The following is a 22,956-nucleotide window of genomic DNA, read 5'->3' as shown; positions in this document are numbered from 1 at the left end:
CCTTCAAGAACCCCGACACCGTCGTGTAGCGGCCCACCAGCTCTGAGCGCCAGTCGCCCTTTGAGGAGGATCGGTACGGAGATTGAAGGTAGACGGCGCTCCGGCAGGTCAGGCGTACAGCATCCGACCGGCTATTCCGGCCAGAACAAGCGCATCCCTGGACCGGGCGCCCGGCAGTCCCAACGCCAAGGCCCCGGCCGTCCCGGGACCGGGACCCGAACCGGACCAAGAGCAACCAGAGCAAGAACGACCAGATCAAGACCCCCTCCCCCTCCCCCTCGCCTGCCGCCGGTGCCGTCGGCGACGCTCGGCGGCAGGAGGAGACGACGACGGCGACGACGTCTTCGACCAGGCGCTCACCAACGGCAGAGCCGTCCCCACCAGATTTGGCCGCCCCGGTGCTGGAATCGGTCGCCGACCAGTTCCTGCGCCAGCTGGGCAGACCGGCAGGGATGACCGGCCGGTGAGGTGTTCGGGACCTGTTCGGATCGCGTTGTTGGTCCTCACCTGGCTTGATGGAGCTGTTCGGGTTCGGTGAGACTGGGCTCGGGTCGGGCACCGTGGGGTGTCCGGCCGGGCCTCTGAACGTACTGTCATGTCCTGAGCACGGCGTGATGTCCCGGAGGCGTGAGAGAGGGCCCCTGTTACCGGCGGGGGCCCTCTCATGCTCGTCAAGGGCGGGATTGGTGCGCGGTTCCGAACAGGCGCCACAGAGTTGAGGCTGACGCGGCCGGCTGCGGAGAGATGTTCGGCCGCTACGGCCGGATGTTCGGGTCACCGGTTCGGTTTCGCCGGTCGCGCAGGGGCCCGGATTTCGGATCGTTCGGAAGTTGCGGTTGCCGTTGCAGGGGCCGTGACGGCCCGATCATTGTGTTGCCTACACCACACCAGCCGGCCGGTAACCGTGCTGGTGCGGCACCCCGCACATGTCCTTCGCCGTGCTCAGGAAAGACACGAGGTGCTCTGATGTCTGCAACCTTTCCTTCCCCGGCTCACGCCCTTGGCGGTGAGCGAGGGCTCCTGCCGGTTCCCGGCCTGGACGGGCTGCGTCCCGGCCACCGGGTCACCGTGCTGGTGATCGTCATCGTCGTCATCATGCTCGCCTGGGTGACCGGCCGGTCGGCCGCCGAGGCGATCGGGCTGGTCCTGGCCGGCGGTGCCGTGACCGCCCAGGTGTGCCACTGGCTGGGCGGGCGGCCCGGCCCGCAGCCCGACCCGCAGGCCGGTCAGCAGCTGGGGGCGTGACCGCGATGCCGCCCTCTCAGCCTGCCAGGCCCGATCCCCGCTCGTTCACCACGATCACGCAGTTCCAGGAGGGCCTGAAGGCCCTCATGGCCCTGAACAACAAAACCAGCCGTGCGATCAACGTCGGCTCCAACGGCCAGGTCGGCGCCACCACGGTCCACACCAACGTCTCCGACAGCAACAAGCTGGCGTCCGCGCACGCCACCAAGTGGATCGTCAAGGTGTGCATGCCTGAGGACGACGAGATCGTCGATGCGTGGCTGCAGGTCCGCGAGCGGCTGGCCGACCAGGCCAGGCAGGCCCACCAGGCCGGGGCCGAACGCGGGGAGCCGCCGATTCACCGCGAACCGCCCCGGCCGCGGCGTTGGTGGTGGTGGCTGGCCGACCCGGCCGGCCGGCCCACCGGCCCCGCCGACGCCGGCGCGACCGGTCGGCCCGCCAGCCCCGGCGGGGCCGGTCAGCCGCGGCGCCGTCGGCGGCGGACGGTCATCGCGGCCATCGCGGTGCTCGTGCTGGCCGCGATCGCCGCGGTCTGGGTCTGGTGGCCCTCGGCCGCCGGCTCTGACCGGCCCGGCCCCGACGCCGACCGTGCCCGCCATTGCGGCACCACCCAGGCCACCTTGACCCGGGTGGAGCGCGGCGAGTGCGTCGGGGTGACCGACGGCCGCGATCCCGCAGTGTTCGGGCAGCGGCTGGCGCCGGTGCTGTCGCGCATCGCCGCCGAGAACGCCACCGCGGCCCAGGCCGGCCCCGGCAGCTACGTCACCGTGGCGTACATGGGCCCCCTCACCACCGACGACCCCCGCATCGTGGCCCAGGTGGAAGGAGCATTCGTCGCCCAGCACCGGGCCAACACCCAAGGCAACCTCCCCAAGATCCAGCTGGTGCTGGCCAACCAGGGCGCCGCGCAGACCCACTGGCGCCAGACTGTCACCCACCTGGAGGCCATGGCCACCGGCCCCCAGCGGCTGCGGGTGGTCACCGGGCTCGGCCTCAGCCAGAGCGAGACCCTGGCGGCCGCCCGGCAGCTGGCCGGCAAGTCGATCCCCATGGTCGCCGACATCATCACCGCCGACGGCTTCAACAAGACCGGCCGCATCGACAACCGCGGCCCGATCCCCGGCCTGGTCCGCATCTCCAACAACAACACCGGCCAGCTCAACGCCATCAGCGACCAGCTACGCAAGTCCCACCCCGAGCCGGCCACCGCAGCACTGGTCAAGGTCACCGTCAACCGAGGCGGAAGCTCGGACTTCTACGCCACCACCCTGAGCCACTCCTTCCAGCACCACACCGTGCTGGGCCGCTACCTGAACGCCGGCGGCGGGCTGACCTTCGAGTTCGACCCGCGCGGCGGCACCCAGGCCCTGGACAGCATCTCCAAGAACCTGTGCGGCACCGACCGCATCGACCTGGTGTACTTCACCGGCCGCGCCGCCGAACTGGACCCCTTCCTGCGCATGCTCCACAACCGGCCCTGCCGCCGCACCCCCATCACCGTCATCAGCGGCTCCGACGCCGTCAAGCTCCGCAAGAGCCTCACCCCCCACCTGTACTCGGGCCCCACCCCGGTCCTGGGCGATCCCGACGCCCCCATCAAAATCCTCTACACCCCGCTCGCCGAACCGGCCCAGCTCGACTCCCCCACCAACCCCGACCGCAACCTGTTCCGCGAACTCGCCACCGCCTTCACCAAACACGGCCTCAAACGCCAGGACCTCGACACCGGATGGGCGATCATGGCCCACGATGCCGTCCTGACCGCCACCACCGCCATCTGGAAGGCCACCACCGGCGGCGGCACCGCCACCCCGCAACTGCCCAACCTCTACGGAGTACGCGACCAACTCGGCTACTTCGCCACCAAGAACTCACTCATCAGCGGCGCCAGCGGCACCTTCAACATCGACCCCACCACCGGCGACCGACTCGACCCCCGCCCCCTACACCCCATCACCCTCCCCTGAGGTACGCCCGCAGCGCCCGGTGATCTCGCTGGAGCTAGTCCGGCGAACGGTGTTTACCGCGGCTGGCAAGGACGGGTTGCGGGCCGATGCGAGGCCCGCAACCCGTGCGCTTGCTCAACTCCGGGCGGGCCTGGACAGCGAGGTGATCGCCGTCTCCAGCGTGTCGTGCACGATCAGGAACCGGGCCAGGGCGAGCCGGGCGATCAGCTGCCGGGTCTGGGGTCGGGGGCGGGCCAGGACCAGGCGGCCGTCACGGGCGTGCAGAGCCCGCAAAGTTTCGATCACGGCTGCGATACCGGAGGAGTCGCAGAAGCTCACCGCGGCCAGGTCCAGGACAACACGGGGAGCGCATGCGGGCGCTGAGGCGATGACGGCGGCGGCGAGGTCGCCCGTGGCGGTGTGGTCGAGCACACCGGCCAGGACGATGACCGTGCAGCCGCGACACGACCCGATGCGGGGCAGGGACCAAGCGGGCGGGGAACCGGTTGGGCTGGTCATCGCGACATCGTGGCACGTCAGCCAGCGCGCGAGGCGAAGCCCGAAGCGCTGTGGCCCAGCGGTGACACAGTGGCCTTCGCGCTGGCGCCGTGGCCGCTGGTCGCGGCCACCATGTTCACCACCGGCATCACTCAAACGATCTTCGGGGTGCTGTGGTCCACCACCGTCCAGCACGACGTCCCCGCCGACGCGCTGTCGCGCGTCACCAGCTGGGACCTGCTCGGCGCGCTCGCGCTCGCGCCGCTGGGCCTGCTGGCCGCAGGCCCCCTCACCGCGGCCATCGGGATCCAGCCCACCGCGGCCGCCGCCGCCGCGCTCATCCTGGCCGCCACCGCCGCGGCCCTGCTGTCACCGCAGGTCCGCCGCTTCCGCGCACCTGACCCGCCCCACAGCCCCAGGACAAGACTCAACCGGTGAACGTCTGACCAGCAGTGCCGCTCCGAGCACGAGGACGTTCGCGCGGGGCGCGTTGCCGTTGAGCAGGGCGGTGCCGGTGCCGGTGCCGGTGTCGGTGCCGGTGCCGGTGTCGGTGCCGAGGGGAGTTCACGTGCGGGGTCCCGTCGGCCGCGGCCCGGGTCACCTCCAGCGTGAGCCCGTCGTCGGTGCCGGGCGACCGGCCGCCCGACGATCGCGGCACCGCGCAGCACGCCGTCGCCGGTGGCGGCAGCGACCGAGAACTTGTGCCCGGCCGGTGGCTTGAGGTGGCGGTGCCAGCCGTCACGAGCGCCCGCGCGTCCGCGAACGCCTCCGGCACCACCACCAGGCCCCTCCCCCGCCGGGTCACCGCGCTCACTGACAGGTCGGCATCCGCACCCGCAGGCCAGGCCGGGCCCGCCAGGGCTGCGGCCCTACGCACCTCCTCTGTGATACGACCCGCCGCGTGAACATCAACGCCATCCCCGGGTGCCGGTCGGCGGGGCCGCAGGTTTTGCAGCGTCGCCGACAGGCATCAACATTCACTGAACTTGGTCGGCGGCGCATTCAGGATTCGGTGTCTCCGGGACTGTCGTAGGGGAGGGCTAGTTTTCCGTTGTCTGGTCCATGCGACCGAACCGGAGGGTTCTGTGGTGGAGGTTCCCGATGCGTTATCAGCGGAGCTAGCCGGGTCGATCGCTGCGGCGATGCCGCTGGTCATCGGCCGTGTTCCGAAGGTGCCGGCGGCCGAGCTGGGACGGCTGCGGGCGACCGCGGACGGCGCGTGGCCGATTCGTGGCGCCAGGCCACGTCCGATGGCGCACGTGCCCTCGGGCGGGCCAGGCGATTCGCCGGTGCGGGACGCGCTCGGCTCGCTGCCTCCGCTGCTGGCCGAACGCCTGCTCGGCGCGTTGGAGCTGACCGTGCCGGAGTTGGACCTCGCCGACGTCCCGGACCTGAGTTTTCTGCTGGGCGAGCCGCGCACCGGCAACTTCGCTTTCATTAGCGTGGACGGTCAGAGCGAGGCGGTCAGCGGAGCCGACATGCTGGACCGGGTCCGCCCGGGCGCGGTGCCGCTGGTCGCCGCGCTGTCTCGCCGGCTGGCCACCCATCCGCGCGTGGCCGCGCTCTTGACGGCGGGGCCTGAGATCACCGAAGAACAGGATGTCGCGGCGGCGCACGGCGCGGCACATCTTGCGCTGGCTGTGGCCACTTCTGCCGGCGTCCTGCGCCGGGTGGGAGTCCACCCTCGGGTCACCGAACCACCTGCGGTGCTCGGCGTTGCGATCGGCACCGCGGTACTGATGTTGCGCGAGACCCCGATGCCTCCAGCCTACGACGCCGCGCTACTGGCCAAGACCCGGGCGGAGTACTTGCTGCCCCGCCGGACTTCCGGGTCGGCGCAGGTGCGGGGGCACCGGTTCGGGCTGCTGGAGGGAGGTGAGGTTCCGGACGCCGACTTCGGCGGCAACGGGCTGGTCACGGTCGTCCCGGGTGGTGCGGTGATCCGCACCGGAGTCGAGACCGGACACGTCCGGATCCTATTTACCGTCCTGGACGGGGCGCCGCCGGAGGTCGCGGCCGGCTGGGAGGAGATCGTCGAGGTCAGCTGGCGGGCGGATGCCGGTGGCGCCTCAGTGTTCGGCCCCCAGGCGGACGAACCGCACCCGGGCGGGAACACCCGGCCTCACCCGGGTAGCGGCATCCCGCCCTGGCTGGGGGAGTCGCACCTGCGCAGGGTGGCCCCGCCGTGGCCGGGCGACTATCGGCTGCGGGTGCACGCCCGCGGCCGGGACGACCCCGAGGCGACCGAGCAGTACGAGCTGGTGGTGTGGCAGGCGCCTGCCGCACCCGAGATCGTGCACGCCCGCACCGACCGGCTCGGGCACCGGCTGCGCGGCGAGCCGGAGCCGGTGCGGCCGGAACTACCCGAAGCCGCCTACCGCTGGGTGCGCGACAGCGCCCTGTCGGAGGCCGCGACGGTCACGGTGGTGACCGGGGCAGAGGTCGCGGACGTGCTGCGCGCCTTCGGTGCGGACCCGGCCCGGCCCGAGTCGATGCGAGCCATCAGCGACGACCTCCTACAGCGACAGTCGTTCGACCCCTGGGTCGCGGTGCTGGACGTCGGCGGCGCCGTGCTCGCCGTCGAGTACAACGGCTACCAGGGCTCGCATGCGCCCGTCCTGACCAGGGCCTCCACCGGCGGACGGGCCGCCAGCATGTACTGGAACGTCAACGCGCTGACCCGGCTGTCGTTCGCCGAGCACGGTGAGATCCTCCTTTCGGAGGAACCCTTCGGCGACCTCGAAGCACCACCACAACTCACCGAGACCCTCACCGGCCTGGACTTCGCCGACCACCACCGCCGCAAGTCCATGATGGGTCTGGTCGCGGTGCAGCGCTTCACCGGCCACGGCATCACCGCCGAAGACCTGGCCCGCATCCAGACCGCCGACATCGCTTTCCGGATCGTGCCCGACCTGCCCGCCCTGCACCCGCACCGACCCCGGCCCGACCATCCGCTCGGGCCCGCCGCCGACCTCCTGACCGGGCTGCCCGAACCCACACTGCGTGAGGTGGCCTGGTGGGCCGCCGCGGAGGCGGCCCGCTACGCCGGACTCGCCGAAGACCCCGACATCGCCGCCAGCATCGCAGCACGCACCCTCACCCCGGACGCCCACCTGCGCGCCCGCCGCTCCCAACTCAGCGACGGCGACCACCAGTGGCTCTGGCTGGCCCTGCACCGCGCCACCAACCCCGACCCCCTCGCCGCGGTCACCGACACCATCGAGGCGGCCCGCTACGCCGCCGGCCCGCACGCCGCGAACCTGATCGCCAACGCCCAGAACAGAATCACCAGACCAGACCCGCCATAACCCAGCATCTCCCTACCTGGCCTGCGGCCACCGGCCGCGCCGGAACGCCTGTCCAGGACGAGCACAGCGCCCGCTGATGAAGCGTGATGATGTCGTGGCGTTCCCACAGCACCTGCATCGCGGTGTAGTTCTCCAGGTCCTCCAGGTACCGGCGGTCATAGACCGGCCTCGCCCGGACGACCGCACCGTGGTGGTGCTGGCCCGGCCCGACGGCAGCGCGCTGGCGCCCGCCGCTCACGCCCGGGCCCTGGCCGGCCACCTGCTGGCGGCCGGGCTGGTCACCGCCGACCAGGCCCGCCGCGCCCACTGGTTCGCCGTCGCCGCCGCCGGCGAGCCGGGCGCGCCGGCGTGGTACCTCAGCTTCGCCCTGCCCCCCGACCAGCCCGGCCAGCCCGGCTGGTCCGGCCGCGCCGAGCAGGCCGGGCCCGGCGGCGACCGGGCGCGCGGGCCGCGGCACTGGACGCAGGTGCTCGGGCTGGGCGACCGACGGCCGGGCGACCCGGCGCTGGACAGCCCGCTGCGCGATCCGGTGCCGGTGCGCGCCGACCTGCCCGCCATCGACCACCTGATCGGCGCCCGGCTGGAGGTCTACCCGCCCGGCCAGCACACCGCCGCCACCGTCGCCGCCCACACCGCCGGGCCGCGCCCGGTCCCCCTGCCCTGGGACCCCGCGCACCTGGCCGCCGACCTCCAGCATCTGCCGGTGCTGCACGCCGCCGCGGCCGCCGCCGCCGAACGCGGCGACCGGGACCAGCGCGCGGTCTGCGCCGCCGCCGCGCACTGGCTCGCCGCCAACGCCCACGACCTGCTGACCGGCGGCTACCTGCAGCACGCCGCGCCCGGCCCGCGCGACGCGGTCCGCCGGGTGCTGCCGACCCCGACCCCGCCGACCGCACCCGGTACGGGCCCGGCGTGCTGGTGCGCGACCTGGCCGCCGTCCGCGCCGCCGCCGCCGCGGCCGGGTACGGCGAGCACGCCGAGGACGACCCTGCGGACGCCGCGGGCGCTGCGGGGGCCGGGGAGCTGGCGGCCGCGCTGGAACACGCCACTGCCCGCATCGCCGTGCACCACCGGCTGCAGCTGCCGCCCACCGGCCCGCTGGCCGGCCACCTGCCCGCCCGGCTGCCCGCGCCCGGCCCCGGCCCGCTACCCGGGACCGCACCGGACGCGGCCGCCTACCTGCGCACCGTGTCCTGGTGGGGCCCTGCCGGCCAGCACCTGGACCTGGCCGAACTGCTGCACGGGCTGTTCTACGCCCACGAGGCCGACGACGGGCTGCGGCACGGCTACGACCCGTTCGGCCGCCTCGTGGTCTACGCCCCGGCCGCCCACGCCCTCGGCGTCGCCTGGCCGCTGGCCCCCGACGGCGCCCGCGGACTCGACCTCACCAACCCGGCCTTCGCCTTCACCGAGCTCCCCGACGGCCGCGTCGACCTGATCCCCCTCGACCACCCCCGGCCGCGGGCCGACAACGCCGAACCCTGCGTCCGCTGAGCGAGCCAACTGCGGGTTTCAGGCACCTTCCGACGGGGCCGGATCCGGCACCACACGGCCCCTGGTGCCCTCGGCCGGCTCGATCCGCCAGCCCGGCGGCAACACATGTTCTCGGCCAACATCCGCCACCGTCGCCCCCTCCAACCTGGCGTTCCCGGTGAAGGTGGTCCGGTTGAACCAGGCGACCCCGGCGAAGGTGGCCCGGTTGAACCCGGTGAGCCAGGCGAAGGCGGCCTCGACGAACGAGGCGTACCCGGTGAAGGTAGCCCCGTGGAACGAGGCGTACCCGGTGAAGGTGGCCTCGACGAACCCGGCGTTCCCGGTGAAGGTGGCCCCGTCGAACCAGACGCCCCTGGCGAAGGTGGCCCCGTCGAACCAGGCATCCCCGCTGAAGGTGGCCCGGGTAAAAGTGGCCTGGTCGATGGCGCACTCGCTGAATTCGAAGTTGATGAGGACGGCGCCGGTCAGGTCCAGCGACAGGCCGCGCCATCGTCGGTCGGCCTTGCGGTGCAGGTGAGTTTTCAGGATGCGTTGGGCGGTGAGGCGGACCTGAAGTTCCTCGTGCGGGTCCGGGGCGAGCGGCTCGACGAGGGCGGGCTGGCCGGCGCGGGCGGAGCGGTACCGGACCAGGTGCCGCTGGGCCTGGGCGCGGTGCGCACGCTCGCTCTCGGGGGTGTCGGGGCGTGGCGGCGGGGTGAACGGCATCCTCAAATAGGCGCAGATGATGTTGACGATGGTCTGCCGGTGCCGCGGGTTGTCGTTGGCCAGGCGTTCCAGGGTGTACAGCGCGGTCAGCCGCACCGGTGCCGCGGCGGAGCCGAGTTGTTCGGCGGCGGCGTTGTACAGTTCGGTAACGCGGCGTTCGGCGGTGTCGTGCTCGGTGTGGGCCTGGCGGCGGAAGGCCAGCATCAGCCCGACCGCCGCGCCCGCCCCCGCGCCGGCGGCAAGCCCGGTCCGCACGGCCTCGACGCGGATGCGGGCACGGTCGGCACCGGTCGCCTTCAGGTCCTGGTCGATGGCCTGCCGGGTGGTGTCCAGCAGCCAGCCGGTGGTGAACCAGATCGCCGCCGCGGCCGCCGCGGCGGCGGCCAGCATCCACCCCCACGCCGCCAGCGACCAGCCCCGGCCCCGCACCCGCCGGCGCACGACTCGCATGTCTCGCCGCAGCCGATCAGTCAAAAGCCCGCCCGCCCGGCGCATCGCCGTTGGCCACAACAGGGCACGACATGGTGGGCCGCGTGGTGTCCGGCGCACTCCGGCGGGAGCGGTCGCGGGGGTCCGTGATGCGCTTCATCGGTCGCGGTGTTCTGGATCCGATGGCGCCCCGGGGTTTCGGGCCGGGCGGAACATCTTGCCGGTGGGTTCGGTCGGGCGGTCGTGTTCACCCGGCTGGTGCTGGAAGCCGAGCCGTTGCCACATGTCGAACAGATCGGTATCGGGGTCCCACGCCACCGTGATCTCTCCCGCGTAGTCGGCGAACAGGTGCTTCACCAGGGCGCGGGCGGCACCGCGGCCGCGGTGCTGCGGCTCGACGTACAGATACATCAGGACGGCATGGTCGAGCATGTCCACCACGTACATCCAGCCCAGCCGTACGCCGTGTTCGTCTGTGGCGACGTTCAGGGCCAGCGCGTAGGCCATGTCTTGGTCGGTGACCGTCCAGTCGCGGTCGTTGGAGTTGATCCATGCCCGGTCTGCGGCGGTGGCCTCACGGATCGCAACCGGCATCCTGGTGTCCTCGCCTTCCAGCCACGTCAACCCCGCCATCGGCCGCGCCGTCATGCGCCTGGTGTGCGGGGCGCAGCAGCCGAGCAGACCCCCGCCCCAGCCCTCCGGGAGCGGTCCCCGCCTTCCCGAGCCGATTCCCAAGATCTTCTTCGGCAAACGCGCAGGTCAACCCGGCCGCAGGCCAGGCGGTCCTCGGCGAAGGTGGCCCTGCCGAACCCAGCGTTCCTGGCAGCCGAACACCTCCAGCAGTAGCTCGGGGAAGTCCAGACGGGGCAGCATCCCGTCCACCAGGACGCGGAACTGCTTCATCAGCGGCGGCTCGGCGACCAGTCCGAGCTTCTCGGTCCTCAGCTCAGGAGTCATAGAGGCAGCGAGCAGCCGGAATCGCAGCGCTCGGCGCTCACCCCTGCGGGTGAAGGCGCCGGTGAAGGGCGCCGCCCTTGGTGTGCTCGACCAGGAACTGGGCGAGGTCAGCGAGCTGACTGCCGGGATCTTGCGGGGTGGCGGGGCGGGACGGAGCGAATCGTCTGTGGCGGCGGTTTTGGGGAGCGGGACCGCGGCGCTTGACCGGGGTTCCCACGGCGACGGCGTAGAGCTTGGCGGCGTCCGCGTCGATGGCATGGATCCCGGTTTCGGCGGGCGGGGGCAGACGCGGTTCGTCCCAGGTGTCGTCATCGTGGCTGGGCGGCTGCAGGCCGTTCATCGGGTCGGTGTTGGCCACGGCAGCGTTGTAGGCGGTCAGGGCTGCGGCGGTGTAGCCGCGGGCGGCTCTGGTGGCGCGCTGGTGAAGGTCGTGGACGTGGGCGGCCGCCAGGTCGCTGCGCTGGCGGGCGGTGTCCTGCCACAGCGTGTGGCGGGCGGTGATCTGTTCGGCGACCGGCGCGGGCAGGATGCCGGCGATCGCCGGAGGCGGCGTGTTGACTTCGTGTTCGGCCTGTCGCTGGGCGGCGTGGGCGCTCTGCCACGCCTGGCACAGCGCCCGGTGGAGCTTGGCGTGCTCGGCGAGGATCTCATCGGCCCGCCCGGGCCAGGGTTCGGCGTCCGCGCCGTCGGGGTGCGGAGCACGTACGTCGGGATAGGCGGCGGTGTGCGCGGCGTGGTGGTCGCGGTAGAAGTCCCGGCCGCGCTGGGTGATCTCGTATCCGCCGCCGGCGCGTGCGGCCAGCGGCGGAACGTGCTTGTCGATGAGGACCCGGTCGATCGTGGTCGAGTGCCCCCACTTCAGCCCCTCGCCCTGCAGGTCGGCGCTCCACAGCAGCGCCAGGACCTCCCAGGCCCGGCCTGACAGCGCGGCCTTGCGGGGCGCGCCGGGCTGCAGCGACAGGCCCGCGCGTGCGGCGGCCCGCGCGGGTCAGCGCGACCGTCAGCATCTGGCCGAAGGCGGTGGGCTTGGCGTTCTGGGTGATCAGGCCGCGCTCTGCCAGCGCGGCCATGGTCGAGCCGTTGCCCTGGTTGTCCCACCCGGCGGTGGCCAGGCGGGACTGCATCTTCGTCCAGCCGAACAGCCGGCGGTCGCTGGGGTCGTGGGCGAACTCGATCGACCGCCACTCCGAAGCAGGACGCGAGTCGTACTCACCGAGCGCCGCGGCCCGGCGGCGCGACTCCTCGACCTCCTAGTCCAGGCCGTAGATGACCGCCAACGTGCCCCGCTGCCGATCGTTGAGCGCCGTCCATGCCGACAACGCCTTAGACGAGCCTTGAATCGGGGACCTCGTGGCCATCAAGGATGTCCTTCCGATCGCGGTCCTTGGCGGGTGAAGTCCAGTGGCCGCTGCTTCGGAAAGATATCCCGGCCACGCCTCGGTCGCGTCCCTGGTCCGTTGCACCCGCGTCTCACCCGACGCGCTCACCTGCCGGCAAGCCCGCCGCGCCCCCGGCCGGCGCCGCTGACCGCACCCGCCGGCACGCACGGCCCGCATCGGATCGGTGGCCGGCGGTGACTTCACCCGCCCTGGATCGCCAACGCCGTGGCCGCTGGGTTGGTGGTCAAGGGCCACCGCCGCCGAGTCCGTGCCGTCACAAGGGAGAAGGCCTCCCACCCCAGCGGGCGGGAGGCCTCCCCAACTCCATAGGCGATCAGTCGTCGTCGGCCTCGTTACGGTCGGCGGCTTCCTGCGCCCGCTCGTCGAAGCCGCTCTGTGCGGTCGCCGAGTCCGGGTCGCGTTCGGCGGCCGCCGAGATCCGGTCTGCGGCCTCGTGATCCATCGGAGTCGAGTTGCCTCGTCCCATGACGTGCCTCCAGGGCAAAGAGGAAACGGTCGGTTTGCCCCGTGGATGGGAGACGGGAGATGCCGCCACGACCCCGGCTCATCGCGAACGGCTACACCATCCTGCGCCGTACCAGCCGCCGCCTGGCTTGACGTCGGCGGTCCCGTCTCTGTGGACGGCGCGGTGGCCCTCCCTCGAAAGCACCGGGACGAGATCACCAGGCGACCGCGGATCCCGCTCCCGACCGACGCCCGGGAGCAGGCCATGTTGTAGGCCCCCAGGCTACGAGCCAGCAAGGCCGCAAGCCGATGGCCCGCTTCGCCACACTGCCGTCACCAGGCGACCTTCTGGACCCTCGACACCTGTCGCTCTACCGGACGCACGGCCGGACAAACGAACCAGAGGAACCCGGCCGAGCCCGCCAGCAACTGCACCAGCCCGATCCGCGGCGCCGCCGCGCACCGGCTCGCCGCGGTCGCGCACACCTGCGGCGTCGCCTGGCCGCCGGCCTCCGGCGCGCACGGACTCGATCCGATCTCGTCTCGGCCTGCGCCCTCCCCCGGCCCCTCCTCGACGGCCACGTTCCCGTGGCCCTCGTCTCGGCCGCGGCCGGGATCGGCCAGCGGCGCGCCGGTCACGGCTCGTGTGAGATCGCCGCGCGGCGGGCGCTGCTGCCCGACGATGGTGGGCATGAGCGGACGCGGCGCCAGAGGGCGCGGGCTGGTCGCGGCCGGCGGGCTGCTGGCGATGGCCGGGCTGCTGGTGTGGATGTTCGCGGTCTGGCGCGGCAAGGACGGGCTGCAGACCTCGGCGAACGTGGCGCAGCTGGTCGGGGTGCTGCTGGCGGCGTCGACGCCGGCGGTGATCCTGGTGTTGTGGTGGCGGCAAGGGCGCGGCCCGGCGCCGGTCACCGACGCCGACACCGTCGCCGCGGCCAAGGAGGCGCTGGGGGTCATGGTCGCCGCGCAGTGGCACGAGGAGGCACGCATCCGCGAGCTCGACGACCCGGCCCCGATCCCGGTGCGCTGGGAACTGACCACCGACCAGCGGATCATGGACCATCCCGCGCACATCACCACCGGCGGCACCCTGGCCTGGGCGGGCACGGGCGACCAGGCCGACGCCATGGCCGCCCAGTTCCGGGCGCTGCGGCGCCGCCGGCTGGTCATCACCGGCGGTCCGGGGACGGGCAAGACCACCCTGGCCGTGCAGCTGGTCCGCGAGCTGCTGGAGCATCCGGAACCGGACGAGCCGGTCCCGGTGCTGGTATCGATCGCCGGCTGGGACACCGACCGGCACCCGCGGCTGCAGAGCTGGCTCGCCGCCCGCCTGAACGAGACCTACCCGTCGCTGCGGGCGCCGCAGTACGGCCCGGACGCCGCCGAGCAGCTGGTGCAGCGCGCGCACATCCTGCCGGGGCTGGACGGGCTCGATGAAATTCCCGCCCAGGCCCGCACCGCCGTCATCGCCGCGCTCAACCGGTCACTGGCCGACCACGACCAGCTCATCCTCACCAGCCGCACCCGCGAATACGCCGACGCCGCCCTCGCCCGCGACGTCCTGACCTCCGCCGCCGTCATCGCGCCACGCCCCCTCACCGCCGAGGACGCCGCCCGCTACCTGGCCTCCTGCCTCCCACAAGTACTGCCGCCCGCCTGGGCCGCCACCCTGCAGCAGATCCGCGACGGCGACGCCCCGCACCTGACCGACGTGGTCTCCACCCCGCTGGGCCTGTGGCTGCTGCGCACCACCCACATCACCACCCGAACCGACCCCACCCCGCTCACCGACCCAGCCCGATTCCCCACCACGGCAGCACTGCAGAGCCACCTGTTCGATCACCTCATCCCCGCCCTCATCGACACCCGCCCACCCAGCGCCGATCCCGCCGACCTGTTCCGCCCCCGCCACCGCCACAACCCCGACCAGGCCACCCGCTGGCTCGCCTACCTCGCCCACCTCCTCGACACCGTCCCCACCCGCGACCTGGCCTGGTGGCGGCTGGCCACCACCAGCCACACCCCCATCGCCCGCACCACCGGGCTCGCGGCCGGGCTCGCGGGCGGTCTCGCGGGCGGGCTCGCGTCCGGGCTCGTGGTCGGGCTCGTGGTCGGGGCCGCGTTCGGACTCACAGCCGGCCTCGCGGGCGTGGCCGCGTTCGGGCTCACGGTCGGGCTCACGGCCGGGTTCATCCACTGGGGAGAGACTCCGGCGGCCACAGGACGCTCGAACACACCTATCTCTACCTGGCGCGCGGACCGTGCCCTGAACCTTCTGCGCCTCTGCGCGTTTGGGCTCGTGCTCGGGCTCCCAGCCGGGCTCGTGGTCGGACTCCCGGTCGGACTCCCGGTCGGGCTCCCGGTCGGGCTCGCGTTCGGGCTTGTGATGGGGCTCCTGCTCGGAGACCATCGCGCCTGGCCCGCGTACCTGGCCGCCTCCTTCTGGCTGTCCCGGCGGCGGCGGTTGCCGCGGTCGTTGATGGCGTTTCTCGACGACGCGCACCGCCTGGGGCTGCTGCGGACCGTCGGCCCGATCTACCAGTTCCGGCACGCCGAACTCCACGACCACCTCGCCGCCGCCTACCGCTCACAGCAGAACCCGCCTCCATGAGCGCCACCCGCCCCGACCGGATGCCGGGGCCGGGGCCGGGGCCGGCGTGCACGACCGCTAGCGCGAATTTGGGTATGGCTCCGGGTTCGTCCACCTTCGCCAGACAGGTCTGGGCACACTCCGGGGGCGGCTCCGGCGGCTGGTGCCCTGACTGCCCGGCACCACCGCAAGGATGTCCCCGAGCCTTGACAGGAGGCGGCCATGGGTTCGCGTGAGGAATCGGCCCTGCTCACTCTCGCCGGGATAGCCATGGCCGGTGTGGGATGGTGGTGGTCGCAGACCTGGCTGCTCATCCTGGGCGTCCTCGTCACCGGCTTCGCCGCCGCGGGCGTTGCGGCGGCCTTGCGCAAGGGCGCGGACTGGCACCGCCATGAGCGTGCCGTGCGGCGGCTCTGGCGCACCTCGCGCACCCTGCCCTCCGGCCAGATGCTGCGGGACCCCGAAACCGGTTGCGGTGTGTGCGTCCAACGCGAAGGAGGCTCTGTGCTGCTGGTCGTCACCGACCCGCCGGCGAGCGATCCGGCCGCTCGCCGTGAGGCGACCAAGACCTCCTACCTGCTGGGCAGCGGCGCGGCCCCCACCCCGATGCCGCTGCTGCACCTCCTCAGCCCGCTGGACGAACCCGTGATGGTCCGCATGCCGATGCGCCGCCTGGCCGCCCTGGCGCACATCAACCAGCACACCGGGATGTTGGAGACCACCGCCGCCGAAACCGACGACCTCCAGCAGATGCTCGACCGGATCATCGCCGCCCACCGTCCAGCCTCCTGACGGCACCCGCCAGCGCCGCCCCCGGCCGGCCGGCGTTCGGCCGCGCAGCAGCGGCACCTGGTGCACACGGCCACCGCCCAGATGGGTTGGCGCGTCGCCGCACGGGGCCGGCGGCGACAGCGAGATCGCCGCCGGCCCCGGGGACGGCGTCCGCGTGCAGTTGCTCGCCGCGCGCGGCCAGCGCGCTGACCATCCCGGAACCGGGCCAGGACCTGACCCCTGTACCCGGACGCTCTGACGCTCTGCCGGACGCCCGGCCGGACAGCCGCGCCACGGCGGCCGCGCCTTGGGGTGCTGTTAACGACGTGTCACCAGCCGCGAACGAGACCTGTTGCGCTATTTGAGGCTGCCTGGGCTGGTGGTTCCGCGATGATTCGGCGCCATGGGGCGGCTTGTGGTCGGGATCAGTGAGCTTGTCGAGCACTGGACGGTGCTGGACGACGAGCTGGAGTTGGTCGCGGGCAAGCGTGGGCCCACGCGGCTGGGGTTCGCGCTTCTGTTGAAGCACTCCACCCGGTATGGCCGGTTTCTGCGGGGCCGGGCGGAGCTCGTCGATGAGGTGGTCGGTTACGTGGCGCGGCAGGTCGGTATGCCGGCGTCGGAGCTGAGGTTGTACGCCTGGGCCGGCCGCACGATCGAGTACCACCGCGCTCAGATCTGCGATCACTTGGGGTTTTGGGTGTGCGGCGTGGTCGATGCCGAGAAGGTGACCCAGTGGCTGGCCGCCGAGATCGCGGTGGCCGAGCGGCACCCAGCCCCTCCGGCAGCTCGACCACCCGGACCGCGGACAGCTCGGCGATGTTCTGGGTGCACGTGCGCCCCTACGGCGAAGTCCGCCTGGACTGGGGTTTCGCTTGTCGATCGGCCTCAAACCCTGACTGCAGCCGGGCTTCGCGGCGGCTCCCGAAAGTTGGAAGTAAACACATCGGCCGCGGCGGGCTGTTGCTAGGTGAGAGTTCGACACAGGAGGCGAGATTGCTGGAGTTCTTCGTGCAACACCCCGCCGTCATCACCGCGGTGGTGGGGATCGGGGCGGTGGCCGTGCGATCGGTCTGGCCGGTGAGGCAAACCCCCCGTGCTATCAGGCGGGTCCTGCGGGTGCGGGTGGGCAGCACCGTCGTGGAATACCGGTCGTCGCCCGACAACGACGGCGCCGGGACCGCACGGTGACCGGTTCCGGGGGGCACGCCCTGACCCGTGGAGGTCAGAACTTCGATGCGTTCTTCAGGCGCACGGTGCCTGACATGCGAAAAAGCGCGATGCTGCTGTGGCCGGACCGTCACGAAGCCGAAGACGCGGTACAGCAGGCATACCTGGAGCTGTATCGGCACTGGGATCGCGTCTGCGGTTATGAGTCTCCCGAGGCATGGGTGCGGATGGTCATGTTCCAGCGGCTAAAGAAGGCGCGTACGGCGTGGGGTCGCAGGCAGCCACTGGAGATAGAGCCGCCTTCGGCGTCCTCGGTCGCGGAGACGGCGTACGTACGGCAGGTGCTGGCGGTCGTGCACCGCCTTCCGGCTCGGCAGCGTCAGGTGATGGTGCTGTACTGCCTGGAGGGCATGGCCCAGCACGAGATCGCCGAGCTCACCGGCCTGTCCCGCGGCGGAGTGGCCTCCAGCTTGCGCAAGGCGCGGGTCAACCTGGCCAAGAAGCTGGGGCTGGCGGTGGCCGAAGACGGCGATGGAGGCCCTGCGCTGCTGCCGCCCCCTGCCGCCACGAGTGCGGGCGCGCGGCTGGCCGGCGATCCGCTGATCACCATGCTGAAGCACGCCGAGGAACGGCTGATCCAAGCGTGCGCGGCAGATGCGGACACCACCGAACTGATGCTCGCCAAGATCAAGGAGGAGCGGTGACAACGCGTGACCTGCCAAGGGAGCTGGCCTTGGCCGCCGCGGCGTCTCTGGTGGCCGGGGGGATGCTGCTGGTGGGAACCGCGGCACTGATCACCTGGATCGCCTGGTCCTTCTTCGCCAACATGTTCCTGGTCGTGCCAGCGCTGGTCATCATCTTGGCGGCGGCCGCCATTCCCCTGTGCACGCTGGACATCTGCGCGCTACGGCACCTACGCCGAACCGGTGGTGTCCCGCCAACCGCGACACTGCTCGGCCCCGCACAGGCCCCCAGGGTCCGGGAGCTGGTCGCCGACCTGGCCACGCGGATGCAGACGGCAGAGCCGACACACCTCTGGCTCACTCCCGACGTCAACGCCTCCGTGCACGAGGTACGCCACGTCCTGCCCAGGCCGCGGCGGACACGCCACCTGTGCATCGGTGTCCCGCTGCTGATGGAGCTGACGACCGAGCAACTACGCGCAGTGCTCGCTCACGAGCTCGCACATTACGCAGGCCACCATGCTCCCTTCAGCCGGGTGGTTTACCGCGGCTCAGCGCTGCTACGGCTGGCCGCCCGAGCTCAGCGTGCTGTGTTCGGCCTCTACATCCGCCTCTACGACCAGGTCACCCTGGCCATCCGACGCGAGCACGAATTCGAAGCCGACCGCATCGCCGCCACCGTCCTAGATGAGTACCCCGACATCGGCGGGTTCCTGATGGCCGAGGCTCTGCACGCCAGCCACGATCTGGGACTCCTATGGCAGCTGTTCCTGGAGGACCTGGACTCGCGCTCCCCGGAGACGCGCCCGTGCCCGCAGGACCTCTATCCCGACTTCGCAGCCGCGATCGCCGATCCCGAGCGCCTCCAGACATGGAAGGACAGCATCTCCAGCAGGCCCGACATCGAGGTCCACCACACCGACGGTTCCACCGGACGGTCCCACCCGGCGCTACCCGCCCGCCTCAAGGAACTCGACCCCAGCGGCCTCAGCGCATCGGCCGTGCCAGACGCGGCCGACCGCGCTGGGGTTGTACTCCTGGAAGAGCGAGACGACTTCCTGCCCCCGGTCGCCCGAACGATTCTGCAACACCGCTACTCGACCGAGCGCCCCGACGAAGCCGAATCCCTCCCCGTCACCAGGCCGCGCCTCAACAGGCCCCTGACCGCAGTGCTGCTCTTTCTCCTGCTCTACGTGGTGCTCTTCCTCGCCGCCTACATGATGAGGTCACCGGGCCTGCTGACGACCATCATGATCGGTGGGAACATCCTCCTGCCCGTCGTGCTCGTTGTGACGGGACTGACCGAACCCCTCGACCAGCACCGCACCCTCCAGCCGCGCCGCCGGATCCGGCGCTGGCTCGATCTGACCACCGGCCTGTGCGCTGTCTACGTCGCCTGGGCCTACTTGAACTTCGTGACATACTCCAGCCCGCTCATTAGCCTCTGGCTCCTCTTACTCGCTCCACCCCTCCTGTGGCCCAAAGTGGCTGCACGTCTGCCGGTTTTCTACCGCGTACTCACCTGTTCGCTTACGTGGATCATCTTCACCGCGGTCCGCAGCGTGTGACACAGAACGTGCATTACCTGTCACACTGGCCCGCGTAGCCTCGCGTCCGCCCAGCTCGCCGCCCGCTGCGCGAACGGCTCGGGACCTGGCTGGCCTTCAACGGCGCCGCCGTCACGATGGCCGCCGCCTTGGCCTCGCGCTGGGACGGCCGCGACAGCGGGCCCGGCGGCTACGGCACCCGCCGCGGCACTGCCCGCCGAAGCCACCGACGTCCTCGGCCAGACCTGCGCCCTGATCCTCGGAGACGCTGACACTGTCACGGCGACGACCCGGACGTGCTCCTGCCCGACCCGATCACCGGAGGCATCGACCTGGGCGCCCTGCAGCGGCTGCTGCTGCGCGCCCTGGGCGAATAGCCCCGCCCGATGATGGGGCCGTCGCCCTGAACCGCCTCGCCGCCCCCGCCGGAAGGATTCCCGCACGATGAACGCCGCCCCTGGCCGGCTGCCGGTCCTGCTGGCCGCCGCGGCCCGCGTGCTGGAGCAGGCCAGCCCGCTGCCGCCCGCCACCGTCACCTGCGACCCGGCCACCCGCGTCCTGCCGCCGGTCACCCTCACCCCCGCCTCCCCGGACGTCCCGGCCGCGCAGCAGCGCCGGCTGGTGCACACGGTGGCCGCCGAGATGGGCTGGTCCGCCTGGCCGCTGGACGGCGGCGACGGCGCGATCGCCGACGGCACCGTCGACGGCGTCCGCGTCCAGGCGCTCGCCGCGCCGCTGCCCAGCGCGCTGACCGCCCCCGGCCCCGGCCCCGAGGAGGACCCGGCCCGCACCGGCACCGCCGAGCACGCCGCGCTGCTGCGCGCCCTGACCGACTGGGCCGCCGACCTCCCGGCCACGGTCACCGCCCTGGAAGTCCGCGAGGACCCCGACACCGGCGCGCTGACCGGCCGCCTGGTGCTGGCCACCCACGCCGCCGCCGACCAGCTGCCCGACATCGTGCTCGGCGTCCCCAACGACGGCTGGAGCGGGCTCCGCGGCCACGGACTGCTCCCGACTGGGCACACCCTGACCATCAGCGTCGGGACCTGACCCACCTGGGCCGCTGCCGTGATGACCGACGGCGCCCGGGTTTGCCTGATTCGGGTGCCGTTGACGCAAGGAACCGACCATCGCCCCGAACCATCCTATCGCCGCATGTTCCGCCGCCCGGCAGGCAACAGCGCTCGTTCCGAAACGGCGCGCTCACAGAAAAGGGGCAGGTCATGAGAACAAGGCCATGGAAGAGGTCTCTCACCATCACCGCCGCAATCGCCGCAGCGGCGACGGTATTCGCCGGCGCCGCGCCCGCGAGCGCCGAGACGGTGTGGCCCCCGGGGCCGGGGAAAATCTGCGGTGTCGGTCAGGTCGTGGCCGGCGGCGGCGTCTCTGTCTGCTGGGAGCCCGACGGAGAGCACATCTATGTCTGCGACCTGTACCCCGACGGCCATCACGTCTACGCCGTCTTCGGGCAGGCGGGACGGCCCGACGTCTGGATCCGCAATTACGCCGGCTATGACTCGTGCGAGCACCGCAACCTGGACCTCCCCGAAGGCACACGCATCTCCATGCAGGGATGCGTCGCCGAAGGCACCAAGACCCTGAGCTGCACGGAGACGAAGTACCTGACCGCCTAGCGACACTCCACCCCATCGTTCAGCCGCTTCTTCGATGGCGGTCCCGGCCAGCTCGCCCAGCGCCGTCGAGGAACCGCCCGGTCCAGGTCCCAGACAAGACACACCCCGAACACCCGGCACGGCACGGTGAGATTGGTTCGCCGCCGGCGACGGCAGCCGCCGCGACGAACCCGCACCTTAGACGCCGGGGACAAGGCGCCAGGTTGGCCGCCGTCCGGCCCGGAGCCCCCCCGGAGTGCCGGGCCGGACGTGCGGGGTACCCGCATCCTCTCCCGCGCCCCGGTCCGCCGCGGCAGGGCGGGCGGTTCCGGTCTCGATCACGGGTGGGGGACCACCGGCGGCCGCGGCCGCCGGTCGGGTGGCCGGCATCGGTGGCGATGCCGCGCTTGGTCGTGGACGCGCCCGCCGCATCCGGCCTGACGCCGAACCCGCACCAGCGGCCCGCTTGACGCCCCGGCTTCCCCCGGGGCCGCAGCGGGCCGCCCGCCGTTCAGATACGGCGGGCACGCGTGCACGCTAGCCCCGCACCATCTCCCGGGCCCCGGCCATACCGGATGGCCGCGCCCAGCGGGCCCAGCAGCGCGGTGAACGGCTCCGCCCCCGCCCTGGCCGTGATCGCGGGGCGCGCTCCCTGGGCGCGGGCGGCATCACCTGGGCCGGCTACGCCTCCCACCGGCAGAAACCCAGACCGCGAACGAGTCCTTGATCCGTGATTGCGGTTCAGCCCGCCGGCGACGACAAGTTCAAGGCTGCAGCGAATGCCGAGAAGGTCGGCGCGACGACGCGCCATCCCCTGTGCCATCGGCTTGCTTGGTGGAGGTCGACCATCTCCTCGCCGAACACGACCACCTGAGGGTCATCCGCATCGGTGCGATAGTCCAGCGCGATCGAGATGCAGTCGGAGTATCGGGCGCCGCCAACCAGGAGAGCGAGATCGATATCGAGCCAGGGCAGCCCGGCAGGCGCGATCTGAGTGCTTCTCCGAGCCACCCAGAAGATCCGTGCGAGTTCGTCGTCCTCGGTGACGCGGCGGAGATCTGCCGTTTCCGTCTCCATCTTGTCGGTCGTCATGAACAACTGCAGCGGCTCGTACCGCCACGGCATGACCCTGTCGAGCGCCCGCTCGCCAGGATGACGCCAGCGCCCATCACCCAACATCTCCAGCAACAGAGCTGGCACGGCAAGTCCCCGAAGACCCAGCGGTGATTGAGGTCCCGGACTGCTCACGAACAGGAGACTGCCATACCGCCCGACCCGTCAACAGCGGCGGCCAGCCGCTTCCTACCCCCGTCATCACGGCGAACTCACGACACTTTGATCCACGACGCCGTCAGTAGACCTCGCTTCTTCTGATCTTCAGTAGGGCGGTTAGATCAGAACGGCGGGTCGTCGTCGAAACCGCCGTCGACCGGCGGGAACAGGTTGTTACGCAGCAGCGGCGGCGTGAGGGTGGGCAGGGCGGCCAGGGCGCGGTCGCGGGGATCGGGGCTGGCGGACAGGATCGTGCGTGCCCGCTCTCGGCAGGCCGCGCGATGCGGTGCCAGGGTGGAGTCTTCGAGCAGCGGGACGACGGCCAGGGCAGCGGCCACGCGAACGTCGGCGTCGAGATCGTCCAGCAGGCCGTGCACCACCGGGAACAGAACAGGACGGATCGCGCGGACCTGAAGCATTTCGGCGGTCATGGGGAAACCGTGACGGCGGCCTGCGACCTCGGTGGCTTGGTCGACGTCGCCGGTCACGCCTTCCACCAGGCGCAACAGCCCGGCCCGCACCGAAGACGGGGTGCTGGAACGGTACGGCAAGGACGGTAGTGCGACGCGATCGGTGCCCGGATCAGTCAGCAGCGCCGCAACCACCAACAACGCCGGTGCGGTGGCCTCAACGATGGTATTTGAGTAGTGAACCGCCGCGCCCAGATCGAACAAGGCCCGGGCCCGAGCTGCCGGCACCCCCTCTAAGAGAGTGGCCAGCAGATCGGGGACGGCCGGACAGCCTTGTTCGGGACCGACCATCACCTCCAGCCGCCCCCAGTCGGTGTCAGCGATCAACTGGCGTGGGTCAGGAAAGTCCCGTGCACTGGCGGGATCGGCGGGAATCACCAGGAGAGTATGCCGCCGGACGCCAGGGTCAGG

At 71.9% G+C, this 22,956-nt stretch carries 24 protein-coding genes; 14 read left to right on the top strand and 10 right to left on the bottom strand.

The features are described from left to right. Positions 1–966: 966 nt before the first annotated feature. Both ACA361_RS24735 and ACA361_RS24730 read left to right on the top strand, forming a co-directional pair. A complete protein-coding gene (locus ACA361_RS24735; RefSeq protein ID WP_375015494.1) occupies positions 967–1,245 on the top strand; it encodes a hypothetical protein in 279 nt (92 codons plus the stop codon). Beyond that, positions 1,242–3,212 (top strand): hypothetical protein, encoded by a 1,971-nt coding sequence (locus tag ACA361_RS24730; protein WP_375015492.1) that lies wholly within the window; start codon positions 1,242–1,244, stop codon positions 3,210–3,212. Before ACA361_RS24735 ends, ACA361_RS24730 begins: the two co-directional genes overlap by 4 nt. Before the next feature lie 114 nt (positions 3,213–3,326). Here the strand turns inward: ACA361_RS24730 and ACA361_RS24725 are convergent, their stop codons facing one another. Beyond that, positions 3,327–3,710, bottom strand: a complete 384-nt coding sequence (locus tag ACA361_RS24725; protein WP_375015490.1) for an STAS domain-containing protein — start codon at positions 3,708–3,710, stop codon at positions 3,327–3,329. 9 nt (positions 3,711–3,719) lie between these two features. Here ACA361_RS24725 and ACA361_RS24720 point away from each other — a divergent pair, with 9 nt between their 5' ends. Together ACA361_RS24720 and ACA361_RS24715 are read left to right on the top strand one after the other, a co-directional pair. After that, a complete protein-coding gene (locus ACA361_RS24720; protein ID WP_375015489.1) occupies positions 3,720–4,127 on the top strand; it encodes a hypothetical protein in 408 nt (135 codons plus the stop codon). A gap of 704 nt (positions 4,128–4,831) precedes the next feature. Beyond that, the gene (locus ACA361_RS24715) at positions 4,832–7,000 is read left to right on the top strand and encodes a DUF6461 domain-containing protein (protein WP_375015487.1); all 2,169 of its coding nucleotides are present in this window, start codon (positions 4,832–4,834) and stop codon (positions 6,998–7,000) included. Here ACA361_RS24715 and ACA361_RS24710 read toward each other — a convergent pair. Then, positions 6,978–7,832, bottom strand: a complete 855-nt coding sequence (locus ACA361_RS24710) for a hypothetical protein (RefSeq protein WP_375015486.1) — start codon at positions 7,830–7,832, stop codon at positions 6,978–6,980. The genes ACA361_RS24715 and ACA361_RS24710 overlap by 23 nt on opposite strands. 80 nt (positions 7,833–7,912) lie before the next feature. Between ACA361_RS24710 and ACA361_RS24705 the strand changes: the two genes are divergently transcribed. Continuing rightward, entirely contained in the window at positions 7,913–8,494 is a 582-nt protein-coding gene (locus ACA361_RS24705; protein ID WP_375015484.1) for a hypothetical protein, read from the top strand. 18 nt (positions 8,495–8,512) lie between these two features. Here ACA361_RS24705 and ACA361_RS24700 read toward each other — a convergent pair whose 3' ends face one another. From ACA361_RS24700 to ACA361_RS24685, 4 genes are all read right to left on the bottom strand, one after another. Continuing rightward, positions 8,513–9,649 carry a pentapeptide repeat-containing protein gene (locus ACA361_RS24700; RefSeq protein ID WP_375015482.1) on the bottom strand — a complete coding sequence of 379 codons (1,137 nt, stop codon included), beginning with the start codon at positions 9,647–9,649 and terminating at the stop codon, positions 8,513–8,515. 135 nt (positions 9,650–9,784) lie between these two features. After that, a complete protein-coding gene (locus ACA361_RS24695) occupies positions 9,785–10,276 on the bottom strand; it encodes a GNAT family N-acetyltransferase (protein WP_375015480.1) in 492 nt (163 codons plus the stop codon). Positions 10,277–10,387: 111 nt separating this feature from the next. Continuing rightward, positions 10,388–10,585 carry a hypothetical protein gene (locus ACA361_RS24690; protein ID WP_375015478.1) on the bottom strand — a complete coding sequence of 66 codons (198 nt, stop codon included), beginning with the start codon at positions 10,583–10,585 and terminating at the stop codon, positions 10,388–10,390. 37 nt (positions 10,586–10,622) lie between these two features. Then, the gene (locus ACA361_RS24685; RefSeq protein ID WP_375015477.1) at positions 10,623–10,943 is read right to left on the bottom strand and encodes a hypothetical protein; all 321 of its coding nucleotides are present in this window, start codon (positions 10,941–10,943) and stop codon (positions 10,623–10,625) included. A 63-nt stretch (positions 10,944–11,006) separates the two neighbouring features. Between ACA361_RS24685 and ACA361_RS24680 the strand changes: the two genes are divergently transcribed. Beyond that, entirely contained in the window at positions 11,007–11,507 is a 501-nt protein-coding gene (locus tag ACA361_RS24680; RefSeq protein WP_375015475.1) for a hypothetical protein, read from the top strand. A gap of 791 nt (positions 11,508–12,298) precedes the next feature. Here ACA361_RS24680 and ACA361_RS24675 read toward each other — a convergent pair. Together ACA361_RS24675 and ACA361_RS24670 are read right to left on the bottom strand one after the other, a co-directional pair. Next, positions 12,299–12,427: a hypothetical protein gene (locus ACA361_RS24675; RefSeq protein ID WP_375015473.1), complete on the bottom strand. Its 129-nt coding sequence runs from the start codon at positions 12,425–12,427 to the stop codon at positions 12,299–12,301. A 335-nt stretch (positions 12,428–12,762) separates the two neighbouring features. Continuing rightward, a complete protein-coding gene (locus ACA361_RS24670; protein ID WP_375015472.1) occupies positions 12,763–13,122 on the bottom strand; it encodes a hypothetical protein in 360 nt (119 codons plus the stop codon). Here ACA361_RS24670 and ACA361_RS24665 point away from each other — a divergent pair. The 8 genes from ACA361_RS24665 to ACA361_RS24630 all read left to right on the top strand — a co-directional run bounded on the left by ACA361_RS24665 (position 13,121) and on the right by ACA361_RS24630 (position 20,824). Continuing rightward, the gene (locus ACA361_RS24665) at positions 13,121–15,040 is read left to right on the top strand and encodes an NACHT domain-containing protein (protein WP_375015470.1); all 1,920 of its coding nucleotides are present in this window, start codon (positions 13,121–13,123) and stop codon (positions 15,038–15,040) included. The genes ACA361_RS24670 and ACA361_RS24665 overlap by 2 nt on opposite strands. A 201-nt stretch (positions 15,041–15,241) precedes the next feature. Beyond that, positions 15,242–15,811 carry a hypothetical protein gene (locus ACA361_RS24660; protein WP_375015468.1) on the top strand — a complete coding sequence of 190 codons (570 nt, stop codon included), beginning with the start codon at positions 15,242–15,244 and terminating at the stop codon, positions 15,809–15,811. A gap of 382 nt (positions 15,812–16,193) precedes the next feature. Continuing rightward, the gene (locus tag ACA361_RS24655; protein ID WP_375015466.1) at positions 16,194–16,760 is read left to right on the top strand and encodes a DUF4158 domain-containing protein; all 567 of its coding nucleotides are present in this window, start codon (positions 16,194–16,196) and stop codon (positions 16,758–16,760) included. A 26-nt stretch (positions 16,761–16,786) separates the two neighbouring features. Beyond that, complete coding sequence (locus ACA361_RS24650) at positions 16,787–16,981, top strand: hypothetical protein (RefSeq protein WP_375015464.1); 195 nt, start codon at positions 16,787–16,789, stop codon at positions 16,979–16,981. Then, positions 16,978–17,664, top strand: coding sequence for a sigma-70 family RNA polymerase sigma factor (locus ACA361_RS24645; protein WP_375015463.1), 687 nt, complete (start codon positions 16,978–16,980; stop codon positions 17,662–17,664). Before ACA361_RS24650 ends, ACA361_RS24645 begins: the two co-directional genes overlap by 4 nt. 359 nt (positions 17,665–18,023) lie before the next feature. Beyond that, on the top strand, positions 18,024–19,211 hold the full coding sequence (locus tag ACA361_RS24640) for a M48 family metalloprotease (RefSeq protein ID WP_375015461.1): 1,188 nt from the start codon (positions 18,024–18,026) through the stop codon (positions 19,209–19,211). Between the two features lie 423 nt (positions 19,212–19,634). Continuing rightward, a complete protein-coding gene (locus ACA361_RS24635; protein WP_375015459.1) occupies positions 19,635–20,240 on the top strand; it encodes a hypothetical protein in 606 nt (201 codons plus the stop codon). A 173-nt stretch (positions 20,241–20,413) separates the two neighbouring features. After that, positions 20,414–20,824 (top strand): hypothetical protein, encoded by a 411-nt coding sequence (locus ACA361_RS24630; protein ID WP_375015457.1) that lies wholly within the window; start codon positions 20,414–20,416, stop codon positions 20,822–20,824. Between the two features lie 720 nt (positions 20,825–21,544). Here ACA361_RS24630 and ACA361_RS24625 read toward each other — a convergent pair. Together ACA361_RS24625 and ACA361_RS24620 are read right to left on the bottom strand one after the other, a co-directional pair. Then, a complete protein-coding gene (locus ACA361_RS24625; protein ID WP_375015455.1) occupies positions 21,545–22,003 on the bottom strand; it encodes a hypothetical protein in 459 nt (152 codons plus the stop codon). Between the two features lie 194 nt (positions 22,004–22,197). Next, complete coding sequence (locus tag ACA361_RS24620; RefSeq protein ID WP_375015453.1) at positions 22,198–22,923, bottom strand: hypothetical protein; 726 nt, start codon at positions 22,921–22,923, stop codon at positions 22,198–22,200. Positions 22,924–22,956 lie beyond the last annotated feature (33 nt).

Source organism: Actinomadura sp. 21ATH, from assembly GCF_041951345.1.
GTDB lineage: Bacteria > Actinomycetota > Actinomycetes > Streptosporangiales > Streptosporangiaceae > Spirillospora.
The sequence above is the reverse complement of the archived record's forward strand: the minus strand, read 5'-3'. Positions and strand labels throughout refer to the sequence as shown.